The following is a 24771-nucleotide window of genomic DNA, read 5'->3' on the forward strand; positions in this document are numbered from 1 at the left end:
AAATTATTGTGAGGAACACATATGTTTGCCAATGCATATAAGGGACGCCGGGTTTTCGTAACCGGGCACACGGGTTTCAAAGGTTCCTGGATGGCCGCGTGGCTAAGCCAGCTCGGTGCTGTGGTGGGCGGTTTTTCCGACGATGTACCCACCGAACCTTCTCACTATGCCGCAATGAATCTGGGTGCGCACCTTGAGGCCGACCTGCGCGGCGACATACGCGACCGCGATGCTGTGGTGCGCGCGGTGCGCCAGTTTCGCCCGGATGTGGTTTTTCATCTTGCCGCCCAGGCGCTTGTACGCAAGTCCTATGATGATCCGGCCCTGACATTTGAGGCCAACATGATGGGAACCCTCAATGTGCTGGAAGCTGTGCGCGCCTGTCCGGACGTGAGCGCGGCCGTGATGATAACCTCTGACAAGTGCTACAGAAATGATGAATGGGTTTGGGGCTATCGTGAAACCGACCACTTGGGCGGGCACGACCCCTACTCTGCCTCCAAGGGCTGCGCCGAAATCATCGCTCACTCCTATTTTGAAAGTTTTTTCAAGGATGGCCCTGCCTGCGCCACGGTTCGGGCGGGCAACGTCATCGGCGGCGGCGACTGGGCCGTTGACCGCATCGTGCCCGATTGCGCCCGTGCCTGGGCTGCGGGACAGGCAGTGCAGATACGCAGCCCCTGGGCCACCCGCCCCTGGCAGCTCGTGCTTGAACCCCTGTCCGGCTATCTGTGGCTGGGCGCACGCCTGCTGCTCGGCCAAAACAACCCCTTTGACCTGCGCGGTCAGGCCTACAACTTTGGCCCCGCCGCTGACGTCAACAATACGGTGGCCGAGGTGGTGGACGCCCTGGCCCTGCACTGGCCCGGCTTTGCCAGTGAAATGGACAAGGCCGGACAGGCGGGCATGAAAGAATGCACCCTGCTCAAGCTCTGCTGCGACAAGGCCCTTGCCCACCTGGGCTGGAAGGCCACCCTCAACTTTGAGGAAACCATCCGCTATACTGCCGAATGGTATCATTGCTTCTATCAGGGCGTTGGCGGCAAAAAACCGCAAAACATGCTGGATTTCACCCTTGGGCAGATCGCAGCCTACGTCAATGCCGCCGAACAGCGCGGCCAGCTCTGGATAAAGTAGCATGAACGCCCTCGAAACCGTGGCCCGGAATGTGGGCATTGACGGGGCACTGCTGCAATCACTGGGAATAATTCCCACACCCGGCGGACCGGTGCTGCACATGCTGCGCCCCGGTTCCGCCCTGCTGCCGGACTTCAGTAAGGGATTCGGTGAAGTATACTTTTCAGAAGTCCTGCCCGGCCACATCAAGGCCTGGAAGCGTCATACCCGGCAGGTGCAGCACTTTGCCGTACCCACGGGACTACTGCGCATTGTGCTTTACGACGGCCGCCCGGATTCCCCCACCGAGGGCGTCGTGTGTGAACTGGCCCTGGGCAGGCCGGAAAACTATTTTCTCCTGCGTATTCCCACGGGCGTATGGTACGGCTTTGCCGCCATGGGTGATGCCCCGGCGCTCATCTGCAACTGCGCGGATATCCCTCACGATCCCGCCGAGGGACAGCGCCTGCCCGTGGACGATCCGTCCATTCCCTATTGCTGGAAAATGGAAAAGGCATAATCATGAATTACGGCAATCTGCTGCGGGCTGCCTGGCAAGGGCGGTCCGCCGATGCCCCGCGGCTCTCGGCTGCCGGGCATTTCCAGGCATGGTGGCAGGCCTGCCGCCCGCCTTTTCTCATCACCGCGGCCATACCCGTCACCCTGGCCCTGTCCTTTGCCTTTCGCCTCCAGGGGCAGATTACTCCCCGCCAATGGCTGATATACGCCCTGCTTCTGCTGGGCTGCTTTCTGGGCCTGACCATCGCCAATTTTGCCAATGACCTGTTTGACCATATCCTTGGCGTGGATGGCGGTGACAATATCGGCGGCTCGCGTGTGATACAGAGCGGCTTTATCAGTCCCCGCCAGCTCTCCGTGGCGCTTCTGCTGCTTGCCCCGGCCACCCTGGCTGTAGGCGGCCTGCTGGCCACGCTGGCGCCAGCCGGCCTGCGGCCCGGCCTGTGGCTTGTAAGTATTTTTGCCGTCGCCTCGGCCATCTTTTATGTGGCTCCGCCCATACGTTACGGACACAGGGCGCTTGGCGAGCTTTTTGTATGCCTGAACATGGGCGTCATCATGGTCAGCGCCAGCGCTGCCCTGCTGCTTGAAGGATTTGACCCGCGCAGCCTGGCTCTGTCGCTGCCTGTGGGTCTTATGGTGGCGGGAGTGCTCTATTACCAGAGTCTGCCTGAAATCGAGACAGACCTGGCCGCAGGCAAGCATACACTTGCCAACAGGCTGGGCAAGGACAAGGCCGCCCTTGTTTTTCGCCTGTGGTGGCCCGCTGTGTGGATTTTGCTGCTCAATCTGTGGGCTGCTGGCCTGGCCGGATGGCCCGTGGCTCTGACCCTGCTTGGCCTGCCTTTTTATCTGCGGGCCTGCCGCCACATAAGTGATGCAGGAACAGGCGACTGGCTGCACCTGGATTCATTCGGCCACCTTGTGCGCACGTGTTACCTGCTGAGCGGTGCCGCGCTTATTGCGGGGGTAGCCCTGTAATCGGCACGGTAAAAAATCTCCAAACCGGAAAGCATGAATGCCCGGAAAGTCTGTTTTGGCAGAGCTTCCGGGCGTTCATGCAAATGGGACAGGAATGAAAAGACTGCCCGAAATTTTCCGACGCACCTCACTGCCGCAGCGAGGCGGCTTTTTTCCATAGGCGAAACTGCCGCATCTCCGAAAGCGCCAGACCTGCCAGCGTCAGCACGGTTCCCATCCCGGCCATCCAGGTGATGCGTTCATCCAGTATGAGAGCGGCTGTAATAACCGTCACCACAGGAACAAGATATATGTAGACGCTGCTTTTCACCGCCCCCAGACGCTTGATGGCAAACGTCCAGGCCACAAAGCACAGGGCCGAGGCTCCAAGACCAAGAAAGGCCATGTTGCCCCAGTTCACGACCTGGGCAAAGCGTTCCAGCCCCCAGTGGAACTCCATAAAAGGCAAGCTGGGGAGCATGAAAACCAGCCCATAAAAAAAGCAGCGGCGCGTTACCTGAAGGCTGTTATAGCCAAAAGCCAGAATTTTACGCGTAAGGATGGAATAAAACGACCAAGCAAGCCCGGCCAGCACAGCCAACAGGTCTCCCAGCGGATTGAGTTGCAGGCTGGCGCTGCCGCTGAAGCTTATGAGCCCTATACCCAGAATGGCTGCCGTGAAGCCCAGAAAAAAGTTAAGCCCCGGCTTTTCGGCCGCCAGCAGCCAGAACGACAACAAGGCCGTGAAAAACGGCGACACAGCCACAATAACGCCCACGTTAGAGGCGAAAGTGTAGGTAAGCGCGATATTTTCAAGCAGAAAATAAAGCGTTACTCCCGCAAGCCCCGCTCCTGCAAAAAGCCATTCCTGCTTTTTATCATCCAGCCGCAAAGCGCGGGGACAAGCCAGCCACAGGGCGACAAAACCCAGACTGAACCGGAAAAAAAGAATTTCAACAGGGCTGAAGTCGCGCAACAGAACCTTGGTGGAAATGAATGTTGCACCCCAGACAAGAATGCAAAGCAAAGCCGCCAGATGGCCAACAGAATTTTTTTTGTCAGACATGGAGCCACCGTTGTTAAGTGTAGACTGTTGCGCCTTCGACATACCTGAATGGGTGCAGGCAGGCCTTTTGAACCTGTGCGTCGCCCCGAAAGCAGGGCATAAGACCCTGCGGAGTGTTTGTTCTGCCGTATGCCAGACACGGCGGAACGGCAATGAGCGCCCGCCGGGCATGTTCGCGCAGCATGTGTCACGACAAAAGGACTCCGTTCCTTCGGCATGCTGATAAAAAACCCCTCCGGCCCGCCATGCTTACCACGGTGGAATGGAGAGGCGGTGCGGGTTTGCACCACGCACGAAGACCCTTTACTGCTGCGCTACATCTGTTTTTTTTTACAGTCGGCGAGGCCCAGTTCCATAAGGCGCTCAAGCAACTGGCCGAAATCAAGGCCGATGGTTCTGGCCTCGCGCGGTACAAGGCTGGTGGCGGTCATGCCGGGCAAGGTATTGACCTCCAGCAGGGTAAGGCTGTCGTCCGGCCCGAGGATAAAGTCTGCCCTGCTGTACCCCCTGAGGCCAAGCGCCCTGTGTGCGGCGAGGGTCAGTTCCTGTACACGTGCGGTCAGTTCGTCACCAATGGGGGCCGGGCATAGCTCGCGCGCGCCGTCCTGTTCGTACTTGCTCTCGTAATTGAAAAAATCCCCGGCTACCGGCTCAATAAGGATGGGCGGCAGAGGATCTTCGCCCAGAATACCGCACGTCACTTCACGGCCCGGCAGCACGGGTTCCATGATGACTTCTTCGCCCGCAGCGAATATCTGGCCCATAATATCGTCAAGCTCGGCACGGTTGCGCGCGCGGCCGAGGCGCAGTGAGGACCCCCCTGTATTGCTCTTGACAAACAGGGGATATGGCAGCCGGGGCTGCCAGTCTTTTCCGGGGAACGCGGGCACAAAGTCCCAGTCCGCCGTGGGCAGGCCCGCCCGGCGAAATATCTGTTTCGCCGCGCACTTGTTGAGCGCCAGGAAAGAGCCTGCGGGACCGGCCCCCTGGTAGGGGCAGCCCACCTGATCCAGCATGGCCTGCACAAGGCCATCTTCACCCGGAGCGCCGTGCAGGTTGATGAGGGCGAAATCATGCTGCTCGGCGGCGGCAAGCAGACCGTTAAAATTTTCAAGAAGGTCAAAAAATGTCACCTCATGACCACGCGCCTCCAGGGCAGGAACCATGGCCCTTGCGCCGTTCAGTGATACCTGCCGTTCAGGAGACCAGCCGCCCGCAATCAAAAGAATCTTCATTCAGTGTCCATCCCAGTTGCTCCGAAAGAGCGTTTTCAATATTTTTTCCCTGGCGGAAGGCGGCGCAAATACCTTCACGCGCCGCCTCACTGTGCCCATAACGGCCCAGCAGGTCGTCATACCTTTCTTCCAGACTGACGCAGGCGTCATGTCTGACTCTTTTATCGGCATACATCACAAAAAACGGCAGCGCACAGATGCCTCGCCCCGCAGGCAGGTCCCAGGGCCACCAGACATGCATCATGACACCCTGTGCCACAGCATAGTTGCCTGTTTCGGCCACGGCCCAGGCAGCGCCCACCTGGGCATGGCTGCCGCCATGACGCACACAGTACGTTTTGGCGATATCGTGCAACAACCCTCCGGCACGCACTTCAGACACATTGACGTCAAAACCCGACGCGGCCGCGCGCGCGGCCAGGGTAGCCGCAATATGGGCCACAAGGAACGAATGCCGCCGGATGTTGGGCAGCATGTCGTATTTATCCCACAAGGCAAAGCATGCCGCATCGTCAGGTACGCTGCGGGACCGGGCGGGATCCCCAAGCTCCAGCAACTGCGGCAGATCAGCCAGCGGCCGCCGTATCCGGGGAAACTCGGACTGTGATGAACACTTCATCCGTAAAGTATGCCACCCAGCAGGCGCGATGGCAAGAAAAGCCACAAGGCACATATGGTTACGCCCCCCAAAAAAGTGCGCCCGGCGCTCAAGAGAACGCCGGGCGATTTGCGGGCACACAACCGCAAATACTCACTTTCGGATGACTGCTCCGACCCTGTGCCGGGCAGCACGAAAGCGAGCCATTACCGGGGACACCCCGGCAGCGGCGGCTCACCCATCTCCGGTATATCGCCGGATACACCGGAGCGGGCCTGTTGACGAAACAGGCGGCCACGGTGGGGAACCCCCACATTCACTTCATCGGTAGATGAAATAATAACTTGAGAGAACAAGGAACTCGGAAAGCGGCAGTCCCTGCACTGAAAAGACCGGTATGCATTGTTTTTTCCGGAGCACTCCCCGGCACTGCCGCGCAGCAATCCTGCCGGGCAGGTGTCGCGCATGGCTGCCCGGCATGCCGGTTTATCACAAAAGCATCTGATTTTTTCAAATATTCCATAAACGGAACATCAGGCAAACGGCATGGGTATATTCGCGTCATCCCCTGTCGTGACAGCAAGGCTGATGGCTTCGTGTAGTACCGGCCGCTTCAAGACCCCTGCCCGGCGTTCACATCGGAAGGGCGGGCCTTGCCGCCTTTGCCGGAAGCAGCGCTTTTTTCCGGCCGCCCCCGTGCAGCGGCCTTGCCTGCCGCAGCTTCGGGCTTTTGCACGAGATCGGCCAGGGCAAGAATGGTATTGGCATAGACCGTGGACCGGTTATAGGTCATGAGCACCTTGTGCTGCTGCGCGCGGCTTATGCCGGGCTTCCAGCCATGCCGTACCAGATAGTTGGACAGGCTTGCCACAGCATCCGGCACATGAAACAGGTCAACCTTGCCGTCATCGTCACCGTCCGCTCCATACGCCGCGATATTGGAGGGCATGAACTGACACAGGCCGACCGCCCCGTAAATGGAGCTGGGCAGGTACTGGGGATCAAGATCATCCTGCAGGATATGGCGCACAAGAGCCCGTACTTCTTTATAGGCCCAGTCGGCACGTTTCGGCATGGTTTCCTGCAGCCAGTCCATGTGTTCTTCATAGCCCGGCATACGCGGCAGCCATTGATCGATTTGCGAAGAATCACGGCTCACGGCCATACTAGCCAGGGTGTAAAGGGCGTTTTCCGGCACATCAGCCAGCACCTTGCCAAGGCGCGTTTCCACAAAAAGCAGAGACACTGCCACGGACGAAGGGACTCCGTAGCGGGCCTGGGCCTGACTGAACGCCTGTTTATGCTCGGCAATGAACGCGCGGCACAAGCGGGCATTCTGTTCCGTTACGACCCCTTTGTAGTAGGTTGTGGACGTGGGCTTGGCGGAAGGAGGCCGGGGCATGAAACGGCTTTTGTAAAGCTCAAGCATTTTGCGGCCCATAGGTGACTGACTGGGCGTAGAGGCCAGCGTACCCAGCAGGGCGTCTACCCGCGGTCCGGAAAGCCCATCGGCGGCAAGCCGCATGGCCAGCGGCAGCCAGACCGGGGCCATGGCAGACGTACCCGCCTCCGAGACATTTTCGTTGCCGGGTAGTTCCGGCTGCGCCTGGAGGCCGGGACGAACGGGGGAGAGATCTCCCCCGCCGCTCCGGCCAGTTACCGCTTCGTCCGTTGCGGGCAAATCGTGGCCGGCAACCTTGCCCGGAACGACCCCATGGGCCGGACCGGCGCTTTCAGGTTCTGAAACCGGCTGGGTATGCGCGCCGCCGCAGGCGGCCACGAGCATGCCGCAGACCAGACAGCATATCAGGCTGACCGTTCTGAACGTGGCTAAAGAAGCTTTTCCGGCCAGCGTTATGGTCATGTTTATAAGTCCTGAAATACCCACACCACCCGGCCCAGCAAACGTCTGGTCAGCAGGTCGGGGGTGAGTGTTGTTTCGGGGAAGTTCGCAGAATCAGAACGCAGCACATACCCGTCCTGCGCGCTGTTCAGGAACAGACGACGAAGAATCACGCCTTCGTTGGGCGCAAAAAGTGCATACACGCGGCCGGAAATCACGTCCCTGTCCATAGTGTCCACACCAAGGTGTGCGTCGGACATAATAGTGGGGGTCATGTTGGTTCCACGCATGCGCAGGACAGCAAGGCTGTCTTTCATATAAGAATGCGGCAGGGAAATTTTTCCCGCCACTTCAAGGGACGGGCGTGGCTGCTCGTCATCATAATCGCAATTCATGTGATAAACAGAAACCACAGATCCCCTTGCAAGAGTATCGCCGTAGTGGGCGGCGTTTTCCGCAAGCGCCGCAGGCGCATCCTGCGGCATGTACCCCTGCTCGGTACGCAGGTACATGGGCCCTATGCCCTGCTTGAGCCAGTCGGGATTAAGCCCGAACTTCTCAAACAGCTTCATAAACCAGTCGCCGGGAACGGAATTGCGGCGCTTGGCATCTGAGATGCTCGACTGGCGTATATCCAGCACCTCGGCCAATTCCACCTGAGTGCGGCTGTTTGTCGCCAGTTTGATACGTTCGTATATTTCTGCAAAGGCAGGCATGATCTTGAACTCCATAATGCGGACAAGCCGCATCATCAATGTTGAGGATTAAGAAGAGGCGCTTCGTTGGCCAGCACCATCTTGCTGTTCTCCTTGAGAGATTTGCGCATGGCCTCCAGCCAGCGTTGGTACGCATAGAACTGAGGCGCCTTATTATAGGATTGGGCGTAGATGGATGCGGCGCTGGCGTCGCCTTCACCGCGTTTTATCTGAGCCTCGCGCGCGGCTTCAGCCAATATAACTGCACGTTGACGGTCAGCGTCGGAACGGATACGCGTGGATTCTTCCTCACCTTCGGAACGGTACTGCTTGGCCTGGCGCTCACGCTCCGCCCGCATGCGCCCGAAGATGGCACGCTGGTTTTCCGGCGGCAGGTCGGTGCGTTTTATACGCACGTCCAGCACTTCAACACCGTAACTATGCATCAAGGCTGAAACCTTGTTTGTCACTTCCTTCATGATGGCCGCACGGTGGGAGGAGACAACCTCGGTGAGGGTGTATGCGCCCACCAGCGCCCGCAGCTGGGAGTAGACAACATCGTCAAGCCGCGCCTGCGCTCCAGGTATGGTGCGCATGGTACGGTAAAATTGCAGGGGATCGATAATTTTCCAGCGGGCGTAGTTGTCAAGCACAATGGCTTTCTTGTCTACCGTAAAGGCTTCACGCGAGCGGGCTTCGTAATCCAGCACCCGCGAATCAAAATACACCACGTTCTGGATAAAAGGCATCTTGAAATGCAGGCCGGGGCCATACACCCTGTCCAGGGGATCACCCAGCTGAAGCACAAGAGCCGTTTGCGTCTGATGGACAGTAAAAAAGCACTGGCTACCCACCACAACGATCAGCAGCAGCACGATGACAGCCGGCAGAGGATTGGTACGCATTATTTTCTCTCCAACGCCTTGGGGGCAACAGGGGCGCCCAGGCTGGGCAGATTCAGATAAGGCAAGGCACGGGATGCCGCCGGGGCATCCATAAGCACTTTTTCATCAGCACCGGCAAGAATATCTTCCATAGTTTCATAGTAAAGGCGCTGCTCGGTGACCTTGGGGGCCTTGCGGTGTTCCGCGCTCAGGGCGTCAAAACGGGAGGTTTCACCCTCGGCTGTGCGCACGCGCACAGCATGATACGATTCTGCCTCGTTGAGCATGGCCGCCGCCTGGCCTCGTGCCTTGGGCAGCAGTTCGTTGCGGTAGGCTTCGGCCTCGTTGATGATGCGGCTCTTGTCTTCTCTGGCGCTGGCAACGTCCTTGAAGGCATCAATGACTTCCTGCGGGGGGTGCACGTCCTGCAACTGTACGGCCAGCACCTGGATGCCCGCACCGTAGCGGTCCAGAATGGTCTGCAGAAGCTGTGTGGCCTCGCTCTGGATTTTCAGCTTGCCGTCAGTGATGGCCGAGTCGATCTGGCTATTGCCGATGACCTCGCGCATGGCGGCCTCGGCGGCATTGCGCACAAGAGCCGTGGGCGCGCTCACGTTAAACAGATACTGTACCGGATCACCGATCTTGTACTGTACGCTGAACTGCACATTGACGATATTTTCATCGCCGGTGAGCATGGACGCTTCTTCAGAGACCGTGCGTACCTGCCCCTGCTGAAATGTGGTGCTCTGCCCCACGGAGCGAAAACCCACCTCACTGCGCAGCACCTGGGTAACCTGCGGTTTGTACACGCTTTCTATGGGGGCAGGCCATGCGTAATGAGGACCGGGACCTTCGGTGCGGTTATACTTGCCGAAGCGCAGCACCACGCCCTGCTCGTCGGGATTAATGATGTAAATACCCGAAAGAAGCCACAGCCCCACCACCGCCAGACCGATCAGAAAAAAGGCCTTTCCATTGGGAAGGTTCATCTGCGACAGTTTTTTCAAGGGATTGTCATCCCCTCTGCCCCGACCGTTAAAAGGAGTACGCCGCGCCCGTGGGGGCTGCCGGTCCTGCCCTTCATCGTTGTCAGGCTCAGTGTTGCGGGGCGGCTTGGGGGGAGGATTGGCCCCCTGCTGCCGTTGCCTCTTTTCCTGTAGCTTGTCCCAATCCCAATTCATGACGGAGGTTTACCTTTTTTTTGATTCGCGACATGATTTCAGCCGATCATGACTGAAAAATGTTTGCGATTTTAATATGTGTGAAGAGATAAAAATAGGGCATGAATGCGGTGTGGTCAAGAACGCCAATGCTTCCGTGGTAAACAAGTGCATACTAAACAAGATACAGCATATCCACCGTCAAGCCTGCCCGGTACTTCACCGGCAGCCCTGTCTTGTTCATCATCTGCTTCCGCTCGACTTCCCTAACTACTTCATATCATGAAGTATGAAGCACAAATACAGGGGTCAACGGCATACATTTTAGAGTATTCCAGAGACTGCAGGGCTTTGCAACTTCTTTTTTATTTTCATATGCGGTCCACTCAAAAAATGTATATTCCTCTATTTTTATGAGCAATATAGGAAAATATTGCATCAAAAGCGGTATAAAAACAAAAAACTGTTCACAACGCCTGTGCATTCTTTCGGATGCATCCGCTGCAGGCCTGATTTCTGGCCGTGCCGGGCTATGGCCCAAATGGGCATTGCCGGCACGGCTTGCACGCCAATAAAATATCTGATCGTCCTGAGCGATTTTCAGATTTTCCGTAAAACTGTACTCGATAAATATTTTTTCGCAAGAACATGAAAGACGAGGCTGTAGCGATAAAAACACTCATTACCATAAAGACTGAGGTAAACCGTGACTGTACGCACTGACAAAAAATACCCAAAGACGCTCTGCCTCAGTCTGGGCAGGCAGCGCAACCATGTGTGCAGGGCGAGTCTGCTTTGGATGTTACGGCAGAAAAAATTGTGGACGAAAACAGCAATAGTGCTTCGGCCATTGTGCGGGCATTTCAGGTGATCATGCACCAGAGGTCGCGAAAAAGGTACGCTCAGAGCGCACAGACCCGGCAGTGGCGCGAGCAGGGTGCGGGGCTGAATCTGTGCAGGCAATGGAGCCAGAGGTATGGCCGGGCAGATTTTGCGCCGCACCCCGGTGACCAAAGAAACTGGTCCATCGCAGCACTGAAAATACCGCGTGGGAAAGAAGCGGCAAACGCGCGATGCCTGGGCCTCAAGGCTGAAGATGCTGTTACGCAGAACAAAGGGTTTCTTCAGGAAGACAGGTCGGCCGTAGGCACATGGCTGCCCTGAAAAGGCTCTTTATGCCGCTGGCTCAGGGACCATTAAAACCAAGCCCTAGTAAACCAGCTGCACCACAGCACCGGAATGCGCATCGACGCTGGGGCTGCGCAACTTGGCTCCTGCCAGCGGAACCACCCTGACCACCTCCACCACGTCGGCCTGAACGGCAAAACCCGGGGCATAGGCCAGAGAATCCTGGCGGACGGGATCATGCCCGCCCTGCCAGAGCAAAAGCCCGAAAAACAGCGCACAGCCCGCCAAAGCAGTGCTTAACATAATATAAGGAATACCGGCGGAACCGACTGTCTTGTTCATGACTTCTCCTTACGGCAGTTTTTACCGCCGCTGTGTGCCTGTCATGAACAAAGCAAGATATGTGCCGTCGCTGGCGCTGGAGGGCTTCACGGTCGCCTGCCAGCCGCCAGGAAGTCATCTGGCAGACGCCTGTCAGCCATCTGGCGGCATGCACCGGTGGATTGACGTCACACCGCAAAAGCCGTGGGCACGGCGGGATAATCGTATTTACCGGGGCTGGCCGGGCTGGGCATGCCGCATTGCTTATTGAACTGCGGCAGCCCTTGATCTGCCCTTAAACTTCGCTGATGATGGGTACAACCACGGGGTCGCGCTCCAGCACACGGCGGAAAAAACGCCGCAACGAAGATCGGATGCCCTCCTGCATGCGATTGAGCTGCCCCGGGCGAGCGGCCTCTATCTCATCCAGCACAAGGCACTTGGCATCTTCGAGCAGATGGCTGTAATGCTGCTCGAACACAAAGCCCTTGGAGATCATTTCCGGCCCGTGCAGTACACTGCCCGTTTCAGAGTCTACCACCAGCACCACGATAACCATACCCTCGTCGCCAAGGATCCGGCGCTCGCGCAGTACGGCATAGCCCACGTCGCCAACGCCCTTGCCGTCCACAAGGGTGCACTCCACAGGCACTTTCTGCTCAAGCCTGAAAGAATCTTCCAGCAGGGTCAGGGGCTGCCCGTCTTCCAGCAGAACGACGTTTTCTTCTTTTACCCCACACTCCACGGCCAGACGCCCGTGCTTGACCAGATGCTGGTATTCGCCGTGTACCGGCACAAAAAGTTCCGGCCTCACGGCCTCGAACATTTCACGCAGTTCTTCGCGCTGGGCATGCCCCGAAGCATGAATGGCATGCACGCTTTCATACAGCACTTCCGCGCCGATGCGGTACATTTCGTTAATAAGCTTGGCTACGGCCTTGGCATTGCCCGGGATCATGCGCGAACTCATGACCACCGTGTCGCCCTTGCGCACTTCAAGCTGCCTGTGACCGCCGAGCACCATGCGCGACAGGGCCGACAAAGGTTCGCCCTGCGCCCCTGTGACCACCAGAACGATCTGGTTGTCGGGCAGATCGGGAACACCGTTATGCGCATTGAAAAAAGAGGGCGGCAATTTGGCGAAACCCAGATCCCGGGCCATCTCGATATTATTGGCCAGTGATTTGCCGCTTATGACGACCGTGCGCCCGTATTCGCGTGCAAGGTCGAACACTTCCTGTATTCTTTGGATATGGCTCGAAAAAAGTGTAATAACGATACGGCCTTCTGCGCTGGAAAAAATCTTTTCCAGCGAGTCCTTCACTTCCCTTTCCGTAAGGGAGCGGCCGTCACGCATGACGTTGGTGGAGTCTGAAAGTAACAGACGCGCGCCCTGCGGGCCTGCAAAGTTGCTGAAGACATCAAGGTCCGTGCCTGTACCATCCAGGGGATGCGGGTCAATCTTGAAGTCGCCGCTGTGCACGACGCGGCCCACAGGGGTTTCCACCCCCAGTCCGAAGCCTTCGGGAATGGAATGACAGACCGGAAAAAAGTGAAACGTCAGATCGCCCAGGGGCAGAACCGTCCGGGCGTCCACCGGGCACAGTTCCACCCAGTCAAGAATTTCCCGCTCACGCAGCTTGTGCTCCACCAGGGCAAGGGTAAAACGCGAACCGTAGATGCGTGTACCTTTAAGCTCGGGCACAAGCCAGGGCAAGGCCCCGATATGGTCTTCATGGCCGTGGGTGAGCACGATGCCGAGCAGTTTGTCTTTGATGGCGCTTACCGCGCCAAAATGCGGGATGACCACGTCCACACCCAGATGGGCGTCGTCGGGGAACATGAGTCCACAGTCCACCATGACCACGCCGCCGGCGGTTTCCCACAATTGGCAGTTGAGGCCGATTTCTCCAAGGCCCCCCAGGGGCGTGATGGTAAGGTAGGGTTCTTTCATTCCTCTATCGCTTGTGCTTGGGCGCGAAGCCGTTTACCGGTCGCGCCGCATCAGGTCAGGTTTAAATTCGCCCATGGCCACATACAATTGGGACAGGGCTGTAAGATAGTCGGCCTTGGCGCCCGTAAGCGAAGCCTGGGCCGAAGTAAGTTTGGATGAGGCGTCCAGCACGTCAAAGTTTGTGCCCACCTGCTCCTGGTAGCGGGCCAGAGCCACATTATACGCCTCGGTGGCCTGCTCTACGGCCTTTTCCGCCACATTGATGCGCTTTTCCGCTTCATGCACGGCAAGAAGCTTGGACTTGATGTCGTAACCAACATTGAGCTTCAGGTTTTCGGCCTCATAGCGCATCTTGGTTACAAGCCAGCCGGCTTCCTTGTCGGCATAATAGGTCGTGCCCCACTGAAAAGCGTTCCAGGTGGCACGCGCGCCCGCTTCCCAGGTCTGTGTGCGGGAACCGCTGGCGCCGTCTTTCTGAAGATCAGGGGTATTGCCGCTCTGGGTTACATTATAATAGGCCTCAACCTGCGGGTAGTAGTCGCTCTGCACGGCCTGCTGGCTTTTGCCCGCAATTTCCACAGATTTTGCGGCCATATAGATGTCCGGCCGTTGCCGGTATGCCGCTTCGAGGCATTGCTCAAGGGAGCGTGTGAACGGCACATGGGCCAGCTGCCCCGTATATCCCACCCCCGCCGTGGCCGGAAAGCCCAGCAGGGTGTTCAGCTTTGCCAGGCTTGTGTCTCGGCTGTTTTCAGCCTTGATCACCGCATTCTCAGCCTGCCGCACGTCCACTTCGGCCTGCAGTACATCCAGACGCGGGCGAAGTCCCACATCAAAAAAAGCCGTGGTGATGCGGAGCTGGTCGCGCAAACGCGCAAGGGCGTCACGCTCACTGCGCACACTTTCGTCATATCGCAAGAAATTCAGAAACTGGGTCTGCACCTGCTCTGTCATGGCAAGCTCGGCATTGCGCAATGCCGCCTTGTCACTATCAGCCTGCAAGGCCGCTTTCTGGTAATTTGCCAGCAGGCGAAACCCCTGAAAAACAGGCTGAGAAACCTCCACGCCCCAACTGTATGTACCCATTTTGGGCGGGTCGGTGTTGCGCACGGTGCTGTCTCTTTCCTGCTTGGCAACCGAGTATGTCATGCCAAGCCTGGGACCAAAGGCTCCCCGGGCAGACTTGCGGCTTTCTTCAGATGAGCGGCCCTGCGCCTCCTGCGAACCCAGACTCGGATTATGCTCCAGAGCCTGATTCACCGCATCCAGCATGGTGATGCCGCGTACGCCGCCAGGCTGGCCGCCCGTGGCTTCTGCCCCTGCTCCATTCTGGCCGCCAAGGCTGCGCTGCCCTTGAAAAAGGGGAACCGCAGCCCCGGATGCCGTATTACGGCTTGCAGCAGCGGAAGAGGTACAGAGAAAGACAGCCAGAATAACAAGAGAAAGAGCAGACGAGCGAATCACTGAAACCGCCGTTCTTGAGAAAGTGGCACGCGCCTTCAGACAGGCGCATGGAGAGGACGAACATCGCATGGCTCTTCATACAACGCCCGGCACAGCATTGGCAATACAGCCCTGCCCGCCTTTATCCCCACCCCTGTGCTCTCGTGGCCCATATCGCCAAAGGCGCGTCAGACCCTGCTTTTCCTTATGACGTCCTGATATATATCCTATTGAAAATAAAAAATAAATATAAATTATGCATTCGCATTTACGGCAATATATTTTCAAAAACCACCATCTTATAGGAATTCTTGCAGTTCGCCGGAAAAGCTGAAAGAAAGCAACCACAGCGTACCGGAGCATACGCCGGAACCTCGCCGGCGTCACCGGGCCTCAGAAATATCCATAAATTTTGACAGGTCAGCGCGCCTTAAAACCTGAAGCAAGACTGGCCGCCAGCCGCACTGCCGGTCTGGTTGCCAAAAACCTGCCTTCATATAAGATGACGTGTCGCGCACAGCCTGCGGCTCTCCCCAGGCCGGATGCGCGTGGCGCTGACGGCAAGGCGGCTCCTTTCCGGCGGCAGGCCCCTCTGCCGCCATCCCCCGCAGCATGGCCCGCACCAGGAGGCATTGCGCGGGTAAGCACGACTCAGGGGGCGCAGCGAACCGGAAAGACAGTCGAAAAGAAGACCGGACTTGACGAAAACCCCTGGCGGGTGCATTCCCTCAGCGGGCGATAAAATCCCCGTCCAAAGCGGATCAGGGGCAAAAGGTCTAAAAAAATCTTGAAAATTTGCCCCACTCGTTGCATTCTCCGCCCCAGAGCCGTATGCGACTGTGGCGGCGCTGCCGTCATGGCCGGCGCTTTTTTGCGCCCTGCGTTCCGGCACTACTTGCGGCGATTTGTGAAAACCAAGGCTGCTGCGCACTTATGGAGAACCTTATGGAATTCAGCTTCTTTTCAATGATTGCCCAGGCAAGCCTGGTGGCCAAGGCGGTTCTGGCGCTTCTGGTGGTCATGTCCATCACCAGCTGGGGCCTGATGATTCAAAAGTTTTTTGCCCTCAGCGCCGCCAACAACAAGGCGCTTGAAGGCACCACCGGATTCGAGAAGGCCCCCAACCTGCGCGAAGCCGTGCAGTCGCTGGGGTCTGACCCGTCCTCTCCCCTTTACTACATCGCCCATCAGGGTGTGCTGGAATTTAACCGCTCCAAAGAGCTGGGCAACAGCAGTGAAGTCGTGGTGGACAACGTTCGCCGCGCGTTGCGCCAGGGTGTAGGCAGTGAACTGTCGCGTCTGCAGCGTTCGCTCTCCCTGCTGGCCACCACGGCCAATACCGCTCCCTTTATCGGTCTTTTCGGCACTGTCTGGGGCATTATGAGTTCCTTTCACTCCATCGGCATGCTCAAGTCCGCCTCGCTGGCCACGGTAGCCCCGGGCATTTCAGAAGCGCTGGTGGCTACCGCCATCGGCCTGGCCGTAGCCGTTCCCGCCACCATCGGCTTCAACGTCTTTATGGGCAAACTTTCGCAGGTGGACACCCTGCTGGTGAACTTTGCGGGCGTTTTTCTGAACCGCGTCCAGCGCGAGCTTAACGCCCACCGCCCCGTGCAGCGCACGGGCGCAACGGAGATGTAATATGGGCGCCAGTGTCGGCAACGGCAACAAATTCGTTTCGGAAATCAACGTCACGCCTTTTGTGGACGTCATGCTGGTGCTGCTCATCATTTTCATGGTAGCCACCCCAATGATGAGCCAGGGGCTTGAGGTAGATCTGCCGCAAACCACACAGGTGGAAGTGCTGCCCACAGAAGCAGACCATATGGTGCTGACCGTGCGCAGTGACGGCAAGATATATCTGGATGAATACGGCGTTGACAATATGGAAGACCTCGAAGGCTATCTGCAGCGCCTGGTCAAAGAAAAAAACAAAACTCTCTTCCTCCAGGCCGATAAGGCCGTACCCTATGGCACAGTGGTGGAAGTGATGGGGCATATCAAGGCCGTCGGCATAGAGAAACTCGGTGTGATCGCCGAACAGCCCGACGAAGCCCCGGCCAAGGGCGGCAAAAACGCCCCTGCCCGTGCCCCGAAGTAGGTTCCTATGCGCCTGGCCTCCTATGTTCTTTCCCTGTGCCTGCACCTGGCAGTTTTTCTGCTTATCTGGTTCTGGCCCAGCCCCCCTCCCATACGGCTGGACGCGCCGCCTGTGATGATCAGCCTCGTGGAAGGCGCGCCGGGCGGCAACCGCACGCCGTCTCCCATTCTCGGGCATATGGGCGCGCCGGGCGACGGCCCCCTTGCCCCCACGCCTCCTGCGCCCAAAGCCGAAGTGGCCGCACCGGAACGGGTGGAAATAAAAGAGCCTTCTCCTGTGCCGCCAACGCCCAGGCAGGATGCCGCTCCCATTAAAAAACCCGAACCGAAACCCGAGCCAAAGCCGGAACCAAAGCCCGAGCCAAAGCCCGAGGCAACCCCTGTAGCCGCAAAAAAAGAAGAAAAGCAGCAAAAACAGGAAAAGCCCAAGGAGCCCGAAAAGCCCAAGGATCAGAAAAAACCTGAACCGCCCAAGCAGCAGGCCCGGAAGGACGACAAAAAAAACACCCAGAAGCCCGCTGAAGACCCGGTGGCTGCGGCTCTGCAACAGGCCAAACGCAAAGCCACTTCCCGCGCGGACTCCGGCGACAGGGGCAATGCTGTGGAACAGGCCCTGGCCCAGGCCCAGAAGCGTGCCGGGGGTAATCGCGGCGGCGGTGGCGGCGAAGGTGATGGTGCTGGCGGCGGCGGCCTTGGTGATGTATATATGGGACAGGTCATGCTGGCAGTGCGCCCCAACTGGGGTTTTGCCTCGGCAGGCCGCCTGAACCTGAGCTGCATTGTGCGCGTACGCGTAGACATGCAGGGCAAGGTGCAACAGGCTGTGGTTTCGCAAGGCTCGGGCAACTCGCAATTTGACGCCTCGGCAGTCAATGCCGTTATTCGTACCAGCCAGAGCGGAGACTTTCCCCCGCCGCCATCGGCGGAATACTGTGATTTGGACCTTGTGTTTACCCTCAACGAACTCATGGGCAGATAGCCCTTTTAAATATAGGCTGTTTTGCGCCCACAGGAGGATACAATGCCTTCCCCGCAGCGCAGGTTGCTTCTTTCATTTTTTCCCGTAACAGTTCTGCTCGCCGCCGCATCGGCCCTGTGCCTTGCGGCGCCGGGCGCGCGGGCGGCGGCCATGGCCGCTGCTGACGCTTCAGGCGGTTACACCGGAAAAATGCTCAATAAGGTTGTGGAAATATGGGCGCCCCCACCGGCGCTCAAGGGTGATTTTCAGGTACAGATAGAAGTGGCCCTTGACGGTACAGGCCACGTGCAGGACTGCAGTCCGGTGCGCCCTTCCGGTATGGAAGCCCTGGACAGCTCCGCCTGCGGCGCGGTGCGCCAGATCGGCAATTTCGGCAAAACGCCCCACGGTAAAGCCCTTGAGGTGCACCTGTCTTTCTGGACAGGCATGCCAAGGGGTAAGGTGCGGCCTGCGCCCATTGATGATGTGGAAGCCATGCGCCAGGAAGAGCGTGCGCGGACCAAGGCCGAAGCGGCCATGAGCGACAGCCGTGCGGCCAGTGCCGAAGAGCGCGCCCGTGAACGGGCCGAAGAGGCCGCCAAGGCCACCGGCATGGACCTGCCCGCCGTCAGGCCCGCCCCCGTGGCCCCGGCATTGGTTCAGCCTGTCCCGGCTGACCCCGGCTCGGCAGGCGGCAAGGGCAGGAAAAAGACCGGCAAGAACGCCCGGGTAGTGGGCTACAGCCAGGACAGTTCCCCGGCCACGGTGGCTATCGGCGCTTCTGGAAGCGCCGGGAACGGATCTGCGGCTGTGACGAAAAAAACCCCGCCCCTGATCATCGCCCCGACGCCCCTGCCCGCGCAACCTTCGCCAGAAGCCGCCGGCACGACGGCGGACACAGGCGCAATGGAAGGCGCGGTTCAGGAAACGTCCGCAACAACTGCCAGCCCTGTGCCCACGGCGGCGCAACCCGCAACCCAGCCGGACGAACCGCGCATCTACGGGCCGGACAACAGGGCGCAGGACCAGTATGGAAAAAAGCACGGCAAATATTTTTCCAGCCTGAGCTGGCAGCTTGCCAACGCCATCATCATACCGGTTGAAACGCCGCCCGGGACCTATTATCCTACTGTACGGCTGACGGTGAACCCCACCACCGGAGCTATTGAAGATGTCGCTTTTCTTGAAAAAAGCGGCGACAGGCATCTTGATCCGTTCGTGCGCCGGGGCATCCGGAAGGCAGGCAGCATTCCGCCGCCACTCGGAGACCTTGGCGCAACGCTGGACATAACTCTTACACTGGTGCGCCGCTAGCGCGCCGACCCAACAAGGACTGCTGACGCCATGAAAAAACTGCTTCTTCTCCTGGCTCTGGGGCTTTGGCTGGCTCTGGGAAGCGGAGCACAGGCCGCCATGCGCGTGGATATTTACGGTCCGGGCCAGAACATCGTCAATCTGGCTCTGGCTGCTCCTCTCAAAGGCCCGCAGGTGCAGGCCACGGGCATGGGCGCGGATCTGCAAAAAATTGTTCAGGAAAACCTGAGCTTTTTGCCTTTCATGCGCCTGACGGACCCCAAAGCTGTGCTTGGCGGCGTGGTGCTGGCCGGATATGAGCCGCCCACTCTGGACTTCAAGCGTTTTCAGCTTGCCGGTTCTGACATTGTGGTGACCACATTCTGGCCCGAGGGTGACAGCGGCACACGCCCTGTGCAGATTCGCGCATTTGAAACCAATACCGGTGGCCGCCTGTTCGGTAAGGAATACCCCAAGGTCAACGCCCGCGATCTGCCCGAAGTGGCGGACCGCTTCTGCGCCGACCTGCTTGAAGCCCTGACAGGCAACGGGGCCTTTTTCCGCTCCACCTTGGCCTTCATCAAAAAGAACGGCAAGATGGACTCCAACGTCTGGCTGGTCAAGCCTACCGGACGCGACCTGCGCCAGATAACCAATATGCCCGGCGAATCCATGTCGCCTGCATGGTCGCCGGATGGCCGCTTTGTGGTCTTTACCCAGATAGACCCCAAATCGCATGCCCTTGGCGTGTGGGACCGCTCCACCGGCAAGGTGCAGCGCATCCGCTTTCCCGGCAACGTGGTCATAGGCCCTGCCTTTATGCCTGACAACAAGGTGGCAGTGGCCCTTTCCAACGGCAAGTACCCTGTCATTTTCCAGCTCAATCATGTGTTCCAGAAAGAACGGGTGCTTGAGCAGAACGATTCCATCAACGTGTCGCCCACTTTTGACAGCACAGGCACCAAGATGGCCTTTACCTCATCCCGTCTGGGCGGCCCGCAGATATTCCTCAAGGATCTCGGCAGTGGGTCCGTTACCCGCGTGAGCAAAAACGGCACGTACAATTCCGAGGCCAACCTGTCCCCTGACGGCACGCTTGTGGTCTATAGCCGCATGACAGAATACGGCCACCGCATTTTCGTGCAGGACATGCTCACCGGCACCGAACGCCAGATCAGCTTTGGTCCCGGCAGCGACGAACAACCCTCTTTCTGTGCGGACAGCTACTTTATCGCCTTCACCTCCTCGCGTGGAGGCGGCCGCGGCATCTACCTGACCACGCGGCATGGCGGCGACGCCAAAAGAGTGCCCACAGGCGGCGGAGACTCGTCTTTCCCCCGGTGGGGCATGCCCGGACAGCAAAAGCAATAAATTCAGTATAATAAGATTTAAAAAAATGTTTTTTACCCGGTTTGTTGCTTTTTTCGATCCAACCGGGTAAAAAATATTTTACGAAAGTGCGCCTAACCCCCCGCACACTCCTTGACAAAAATTACGGTGCGGATACCATCTGTAATGCAAGGGCAATGCGCCCTTACGTGTGCAGAAAGGAAAGGTATTAATTTCTTGGAGAATGAGCTGTTCAGGAGGACACAATGAAACGCTACGCTCTTATTCTCGCTTTGGTCATGGCTCTGGCTGCCGGTTTTGGTTGTGCAAAGAAAACCACTGGCGAACCTGGCTATGATGATGGCATGACCCCTGAAATGCGCGCTGCCGTCCAGCAGATCACTGATGGCCGCGTGTACTTCGCCTTCGACAAATTCAACGTTGAAAACCAGTACAAAGAAATGCTGAAGCAGAAGGGCGACCTTCTGAAGCAGTACCCCGCCATCCGCGTTCGCATCGAAGGCAACTGCGACGATCGCGGCACCCAGGAATACAACCTCGCCCTTGGCGAGCGCCGCGCCCGCGCTGCGTATGAGTACCTGGTCATGATGGGCGTGAACCCCAACCAGCTTGAAATGATCAGCTACGGCAAGGAAAACCCCGCCGTGCAGGGTAACAACGAAGCCGCCTGGGCCAAGAACCGCCGCGACGACTTCCGCGTTATCGCTCACTAGACCCCGGTCTTTGTGACGAATGCAAGGCCACCCGCAAGGGTGGCCTTTTCTGTTTCTCTGCGGCAATTGCGCCAACCTGCCACGCGCACCCTGCCTGCGGCAACGCATCTGCTCCGTGCGCGCACCACATTTCTGCGTTCATGTGTTTTGTTCGCGCGGGCAGAGGCCTTGCGAAGGGTACTGGCTCAGGCTACACTGCGCCTAAGCGAGGATATTCTCATGAAGATTGTCATTCTGGATGGCGGGGTGCTCAACCCCGGCGATGTTGATTGGGGGCCTGTCACCGCTTTGGGCGATGTAAGCATATATGACGAAACCAGCAAGGATCAGCTGGCCGAGCGCGCCAGGGGTGCGGATGTGCTCCTCACCAACAAAACCCCCCTGCTCAAGGAAGATCTGCCCGCCCTTGAAAGTGTGCGTATGGTAGGCGTACTAGCTACAGGATATAATATCATTGATACCGAAGCGCTGGCCCAGCGGGGCATACCCGTATGCAACGTGGTGGCTTACGGGGTAAGTGATGTGGCCCAGCATGCCATGGCCCTGTTGCTTGAATTGTGCCGTCACACCAGCCTGCATACCCAGAGCGTCAAAAACGGCGACTGGCAAAAATCAAAACAGTGGTGCTACTGGAAAGTGCCTCCGGTCTGCCTTGAAGGCATGACCATGGGACTTATTGGTTTTGGCTCCATTGGCCGCCGCATGGGCGAGCTGGCGCATGCCTTCGGCATGAATGTTCTTGCCCAATGCCGCACCCCAAAGAATCCACCCGCGTACAGCCCCTTTGCTTTCGCCACGCTGGAGCATCTTATCTGCGCTTCGGATGTCATTTCGCTGCACTGCCCCCTGACGAAAGAAACGCAGCACATCATCAATGCCAAGACTCTGTCCAACATGCGCAAGGGTGCCATTCTGCTCAATACCTCCCGTGGTCCGCTGGTCGATGAAGCCGCCGCTGCTGCCGCCCTTAAAAGCGGCCAGTTGGGTGGACTCGGCACAGACGTACTCTCGGAGGAGCCGCCAAGCCCCGATAACCCCCTGCTCTCTGCCCCCAATACGCTCATCACCCCACATATTGCCTGGGCCACTACCAGGGCAAGGCAGAACATCATTGATCTCACGGCGGAAAATATCCGTCGCTGGCAGGCCGGCACACCCGTCAACGTAGTCAACGGGGTGAGCAGCGTCTAATCATGCATATTGACATCCACACCCACGCCTTTCATCCCAAGATTGCGCACAAGGCGGTGGAACATCTGAACGGGCACTACGCCGTTGCCTGTGCGGGCAACGGCACCATAACCAACCTGCTGGAAAATGAGCGCAGGGCCGGTATCGACATGTGCGTGGTATTGTGCGCGGCCACTGCTCCCGCGCAAGTCATTCCGGCCAACAATTACGCCATCAGCCTGCAACGGGCGCATCCGGACAGTGTGATTGCCTTCGGCACCATACACCCCGGCTACGCCCAGTGGGAGGCCGAGCTTGACCGCATGGAGGCCGCAGGCATACGCGGCATCAAGCTGCATCCGGACTTCCAGGGCTTCTGGCTCAGCGACCCGCGCCTTTTGCCTATCTTTGAGGCTGCGCAAGGACGCTTTATTTTTGAAATGCACATTGGGGACAAAATTTCTCCAGAAAAAAACCCCTCCTGCCCTTACAAGCTGGCTGCCATTCTGGACGCCTTTCCACGCCTTCAGGTCATAGCCGCGCACTTTGGCGGCTACCGCATGTGGGCGCATGCGCTCAAGGCTTTCGCCGGCAAGGAGCGCCCCAACCTGTGGTTTGACAGCTCAAGCACCACGCCGTTTGCCACACCCATGCTTGTAAAAACCTTGCTGGCCGCCTACCCCGCTGACAGGATACTTTTCGGCACGGACTGGCCGCTGTATGATCCCCTGGATGAAAAACACAGGCTTCAGGAAAAAGGCGGCCTGAGCGACAGCATGCTGGAACGGCTCATGAGCAACGCCGCAACCATACCGGGCCTGCTGCCCCCGCAGACCGGACAGGCGGAACAAGCCATCAGGCATTGACAGCCGCCCTCTTTCCAAGTAAAGCATTTGCCAAGCCGGACGGCGGCAGCACTGCCAACTCCGTCAGGTCCGAAAGGAAGCAGCGGCAACAGAAGTTGCCGGGTGTCCGGCCCACAAAAACCGCAATGGAATCCCCGTTGCGGTTTTTGCGTTTACGCGGCTTCGCGCTCAGGGCCTGCCCCCTGACCTGTGCAGCGCCCCGCGTCATCATTTACCCCATGCATCATTAGAGCAATTAACGCTTCAAATGATTGCTTAACGGTCGGCAAAGCCGCCCTGCAATCATTTGGCGACAATGATCTGGAGACAGATCCATGTAGAGCATGTCAAGTGTGAAATGCTCTACATGGTGCTGCAAACCTTCACAGCACTGTAAGCATAAAAAGAGCGGCGTGCCGTAAAAGCGCGCCGCTCTTTCAGTACACCCCAGTCTGCGGGGCCTTTTCAGATTTTCCTTGAGATGTTGCGCCTTCTGGCCGACAGCCATGCGGCCAGCAGGGCGCATGCCCAAACCCGACGCACAGGGCGGCGGCCCCGGAAACACGCTCCTTACGGCTTGCCTGCCCTTACATCTTGCCCGGCTTTTTTTCCGTGCCTGACATGACATCCACCTGATAAATACCGCGCATCTCTTCCAGATGCGCCCGCATGGCTTCTTCCGCAGCATCGGCATCACGCTTTTTCAGGGCTTCAAAAATGCGCACATGAGCTTCATAGGCCAGTTCGCTCTGCTGCCGTACCTGCATGGAGGCGTACAGGGGAGTAATCAACCAGCCTGCAAAGCCGTCGGAAACAATATCCAGAAAATTGTTCCCGACACAGTTCACAAGGTAACGGTGAAACTCGATGTCAGCCTCGGCAAATTCCCGTATGGCCGAATCGTCCAGCAAACCGCGCTGTTTTTGCAGTATGCACTCAAGCTCGACCATCTGTTCATCCGTCATATGGCGCGCCATACGCCGGGCCACGGCCGTCTCGAAGAACTGCCGCAGTTCGTGCATCTGCCTCCAGCCGTCATGAGTGCTCGAGTATATTTCCATAGTGGCGCGCATTTCGCGCAACAGCGGGTTGAGTGTAAGCCTGCAAACCCGCGCCCGCATACCGGGCGAAACTTCTATAAGTCCCATACGCGCCAGCGCCGACAAGGCCTCACGCACAGCCGGACGGCCGACACCAAATTCTTCCATAAGCTCGCGCTCGGACGGCAGTTTCTGCCCTACCTGGTATACGCCGGACTGTATATCTTCCAACAGACAGGACAGCACCTCAACATGCACACGCGGACGCTGTATGCTGCGCCGTCTGCCTTGCAGCCTTTCAGTGCTGCTGTTGTTCGTATTTACGGTAGTCATGATATTCTATTATCTCCTTGCATCGCAGTGCAACCGACCGGTAG

23 protein-coding genes and 1 other RNA gene are annotated in these 24771 nt (G+C 58.1%); 13 read left to right on the plus strand and 11 right to left on the minus strand.

Annotated elements, in window-relative coordinates:
* Nucleotides 1-21 precede the first annotated feature (21 nt).
* The 3 genes from rfbG to ACZ495_RS06910 are packed head-to-tail and all read left to right on the plus strand — an operon-like array spanning nt 22 to nt 2616.
* A complete protein-coding gene (gene rfbG / locus ACZ495_RS06900) occupies nt 22-1137 on the plus strand; it encodes a CDP-glucose 4,6-dehydratase (protein WP_464262873.1) in 1116 nt (371 codons plus the stop codon).
* 1 nt (nt 1138) lies between these two features.
* A complete protein-coding gene (locus ACZ495_RS06905; RefSeq protein ID WP_072311172.1) occupies nt 1139-1636 on the plus strand; it encodes a dTDP-4-dehydrorhamnose 3,5-epimerase family protein in 498 nt (165 codons plus the stop codon).
* A 2-nt stretch (nt 1637-1638) separates the two neighbouring features.
* Nucleotides 1639-2616 (plus strand): prenyltransferase, encoded by a 978-nt coding sequence (locus tag ACZ495_RS06910; RefSeq protein WP_464262874.1) that lies wholly within the window; start codon nt 1639-1641, stop codon nt 2614-2616.
* A 127-nt stretch (nt 2617-2743) separates the two neighbouring features.
* On the opposite strand, the gene ACZ495_RS06915 is transcribed toward ACZ495_RS06910, so the two are convergent.
* From ACZ495_RS06915 to hflK, 7 genes are all read right to left on the minus strand, one after another.
* Nucleotides 2744-3661, minus strand: coding sequence for a DMT family transporter (locus ACZ495_RS06915; RefSeq protein ID WP_012624505.1), 918 nt, complete (start codon nt 3659-3661; stop codon nt 2744-2746).
* Nucleotides 3662-3975: 314 nt separating this feature from the next.
* The gene (locus ACZ495_RS06920) at nt 3976-4896 is read right to left on the minus strand and encodes a D-alanine--D-alanine ligase family protein (protein ID WP_012624504.1); all 921 of its coding nucleotides are present in this window, start codon (nt 4894-4896) and stop codon (nt 3976-3978) included.
* Entirely contained in the window at nt 4859-5515 is a 657-nt protein-coding gene (locus ACZ495_RS06925) for an HDIG domain-containing metalloprotein (RefSeq protein ID WP_072311187.1), read from the minus strand. Before ACZ495_RS06925 ends, ACZ495_RS06920 begins: the two co-directional genes overlap by 38 nt.
* Before the next feature lie 592 nt (nt 5516-6107).
* Entirely contained in the window at nt 6108-7358 is a 1251-nt protein-coding gene (locus tag ACZ495_RS06930; protein WP_464262875.1) for a lytic murein transglycosylase, read from the minus strand.
* A 2-nt stretch (nt 7359-7360) separates the two neighbouring features.
* Nucleotides 7361-8053, minus strand: a complete 693-nt coding sequence (locus ACZ495_RS06935; protein WP_041724739.1) for a LexA family transcriptional regulator — start codon at nt 8051-8053, stop codon at nt 7361-7363.
* 35 nt (nt 8054-8088) lie between these two features.
* Nucleotides 8089-8937, minus strand: a complete 849-nt coding sequence (hflC, locus tag ACZ495_RS06940) for a protease modulator HflC (protein ID WP_012624499.1) — start codon at nt 8935-8937, stop codon at nt 8089-8091.
* Nucleotides 8937-10100: an FtsH protease activity modulator HflK gene (gene hflK, locus ACZ495_RS06945; RefSeq protein ID WP_012624498.1), complete on the minus strand. Its 1164-nt coding sequence runs from the start codon at nt 10098-10100 to the stop codon at nt 8937-8939. The genes hflC and hflK overlap by 1 nt, the downstream gene beginning before the upstream one ends.
* 798 nt (nt 10101-10898) lie before the next feature.
* Between hflK and ACZ495_RS06950 the strand changes: the two genes are divergently transcribed.
* Nucleotides 10899-11243, plus strand: coding sequence for a hypothetical protein (locus ACZ495_RS06950; protein WP_464262876.1), 345 nt, complete (start codon nt 10899-10901; stop codon nt 11241-11243).
* 45 nt (nt 11244-11288) lie between these two features.
* Here ACZ495_RS06950 and ACZ495_RS06955 read toward each other — a convergent pair whose 3' ends face one another.
* From ACZ495_RS06955 to ACZ495_RS06965, 3 genes are all read right to left on the minus strand, one after another.
* Nucleotides 11289-11549: a hypothetical protein gene (locus ACZ495_RS06955; RefSeq protein ID WP_072311167.1), complete on the minus strand. Its 261-nt coding sequence runs from the start codon at nt 11547-11549 to the stop codon at nt 11289-11291.
* A gap of 274 nt (nt 11550-11823) precedes the next feature.
* Nucleotides 11824-13482, minus strand: coding sequence for a ribonuclease J (locus tag ACZ495_RS06960; protein ID WP_012624496.1), 1659 nt, complete (start codon nt 13480-13482; stop codon nt 11824-11826).
* A gap of 33 nt (nt 13483-13515) precedes the next feature.
* Entirely contained in the window at nt 13516-14946 is a 1431-nt protein-coding gene (locus tag ACZ495_RS06965) for a TolC family protein (protein ID WP_464262877.1), read from the minus strand.
* 924 nt (nt 14947-15870) lie between these two features.
* Between ACZ495_RS06965 and tolQ the strand changes: the two genes are divergently transcribed.
* The 9 genes from tolQ to ffs all read left to right on the plus strand — a co-directional run bounded on the left by tolQ (nt 15871) and on the right by ffs (nt 23492).
* Nucleotides 15871-16566, plus strand: a complete 696-nt coding sequence (tolQ, locus tag ACZ495_RS06970; protein ID WP_012624494.1) for a protein TolQ — start codon at nt 15871-15873, stop codon at nt 16564-16566.
* A 1-nt stretch (nt 16567) separates the two neighbouring features.
* Entirely contained in the window at nt 16568-17026 is a 459-nt protein-coding gene (tolR, locus tag ACZ495_RS06975) for a protein TolR (RefSeq protein WP_012624493.1), read from the plus strand.
* 6 nt (nt 17027-17032) lie between these two features.
* Nucleotides 17033-18004 carry a cell envelope integrity protein TolA gene (gene tolA / locus ACZ495_RS06980; protein WP_394026066.1) on the plus strand — a complete coding sequence of 324 codons (972 nt, stop codon included), beginning with the start codon at nt 17033-17035 and terminating at the stop codon, nt 18002-18004.
* A gap of 42 nt (nt 18005-18046) precedes the next feature.
* Nucleotides 18047-19297, plus strand: a complete 1251-nt coding sequence (locus ACZ495_RS06985; RefSeq protein WP_464262878.1) for a TonB C-terminal domain-containing protein — start codon at nt 18047-18049, stop codon at nt 19295-19297.
* 30 nt (nt 19298-19327) lie between these two features.
* On the plus strand, nt 19328-20647 hold the full coding sequence (locus tag ACZ495_RS06990) for a PD40 domain-containing protein (RefSeq protein ID WP_012624490.1): 1320 nt from the start codon (nt 19328-19330) through the stop codon (nt 20645-20647).
* Nucleotides 20648-20871: 224 nt separating this feature from the next.
* Entirely contained in the window at nt 20872-21339 is a 468-nt protein-coding gene (pal, locus tag ACZ495_RS06995; RefSeq protein ID WP_012624489.1) for a peptidoglycan-associated lipoprotein Pal, read from the plus strand.
* 219 nt (nt 21340-21558) lie between these two features.
* Nucleotides 21559-22530: a D-2-hydroxyacid dehydrogenase gene (locus ACZ495_RS07000; protein ID WP_012624488.1), complete on the plus strand. Its 972-nt coding sequence runs from the start codon at nt 21559-21561 to the stop codon at nt 22528-22530.
* Between the two features lie 2 nt (nt 22531-22532).
* The gene (locus tag ACZ495_RS07005; protein ID WP_296983463.1) at nt 22533-23375 is read left to right on the plus strand and encodes an amidohydrolase family protein; all 843 of its coding nucleotides are present in this window, start codon (nt 22533-22535) and stop codon (nt 23373-23375) included.
* A gap of 31 nt (nt 23376-23406) precedes the next feature.
* Nucleotides 23407-23492: signal recognition particle sRNA small type (gene ffs / locus ACZ495_RS07010), an RNA gene on the plus strand.
* Between the two features lie 449 nt (nt 23493-23941).
* Here the strand turns inward: ffs and ACZ495_RS07015 are convergent.
* Complete coding sequence (locus ACZ495_RS07015) at nt 23942-24727, minus strand: FCD domain-containing protein (RefSeq protein WP_464262879.1); 786 nt, start codon at nt 24725-24727, stop codon at nt 23942-23944.
* Between the last annotated feature and the right edge of the window lie 44 nt (nt 24728-24771).

The sequence above is a fragment of the Desulfovibrio sp. GTC20076 genome (genome assembly GCF_055385905.1).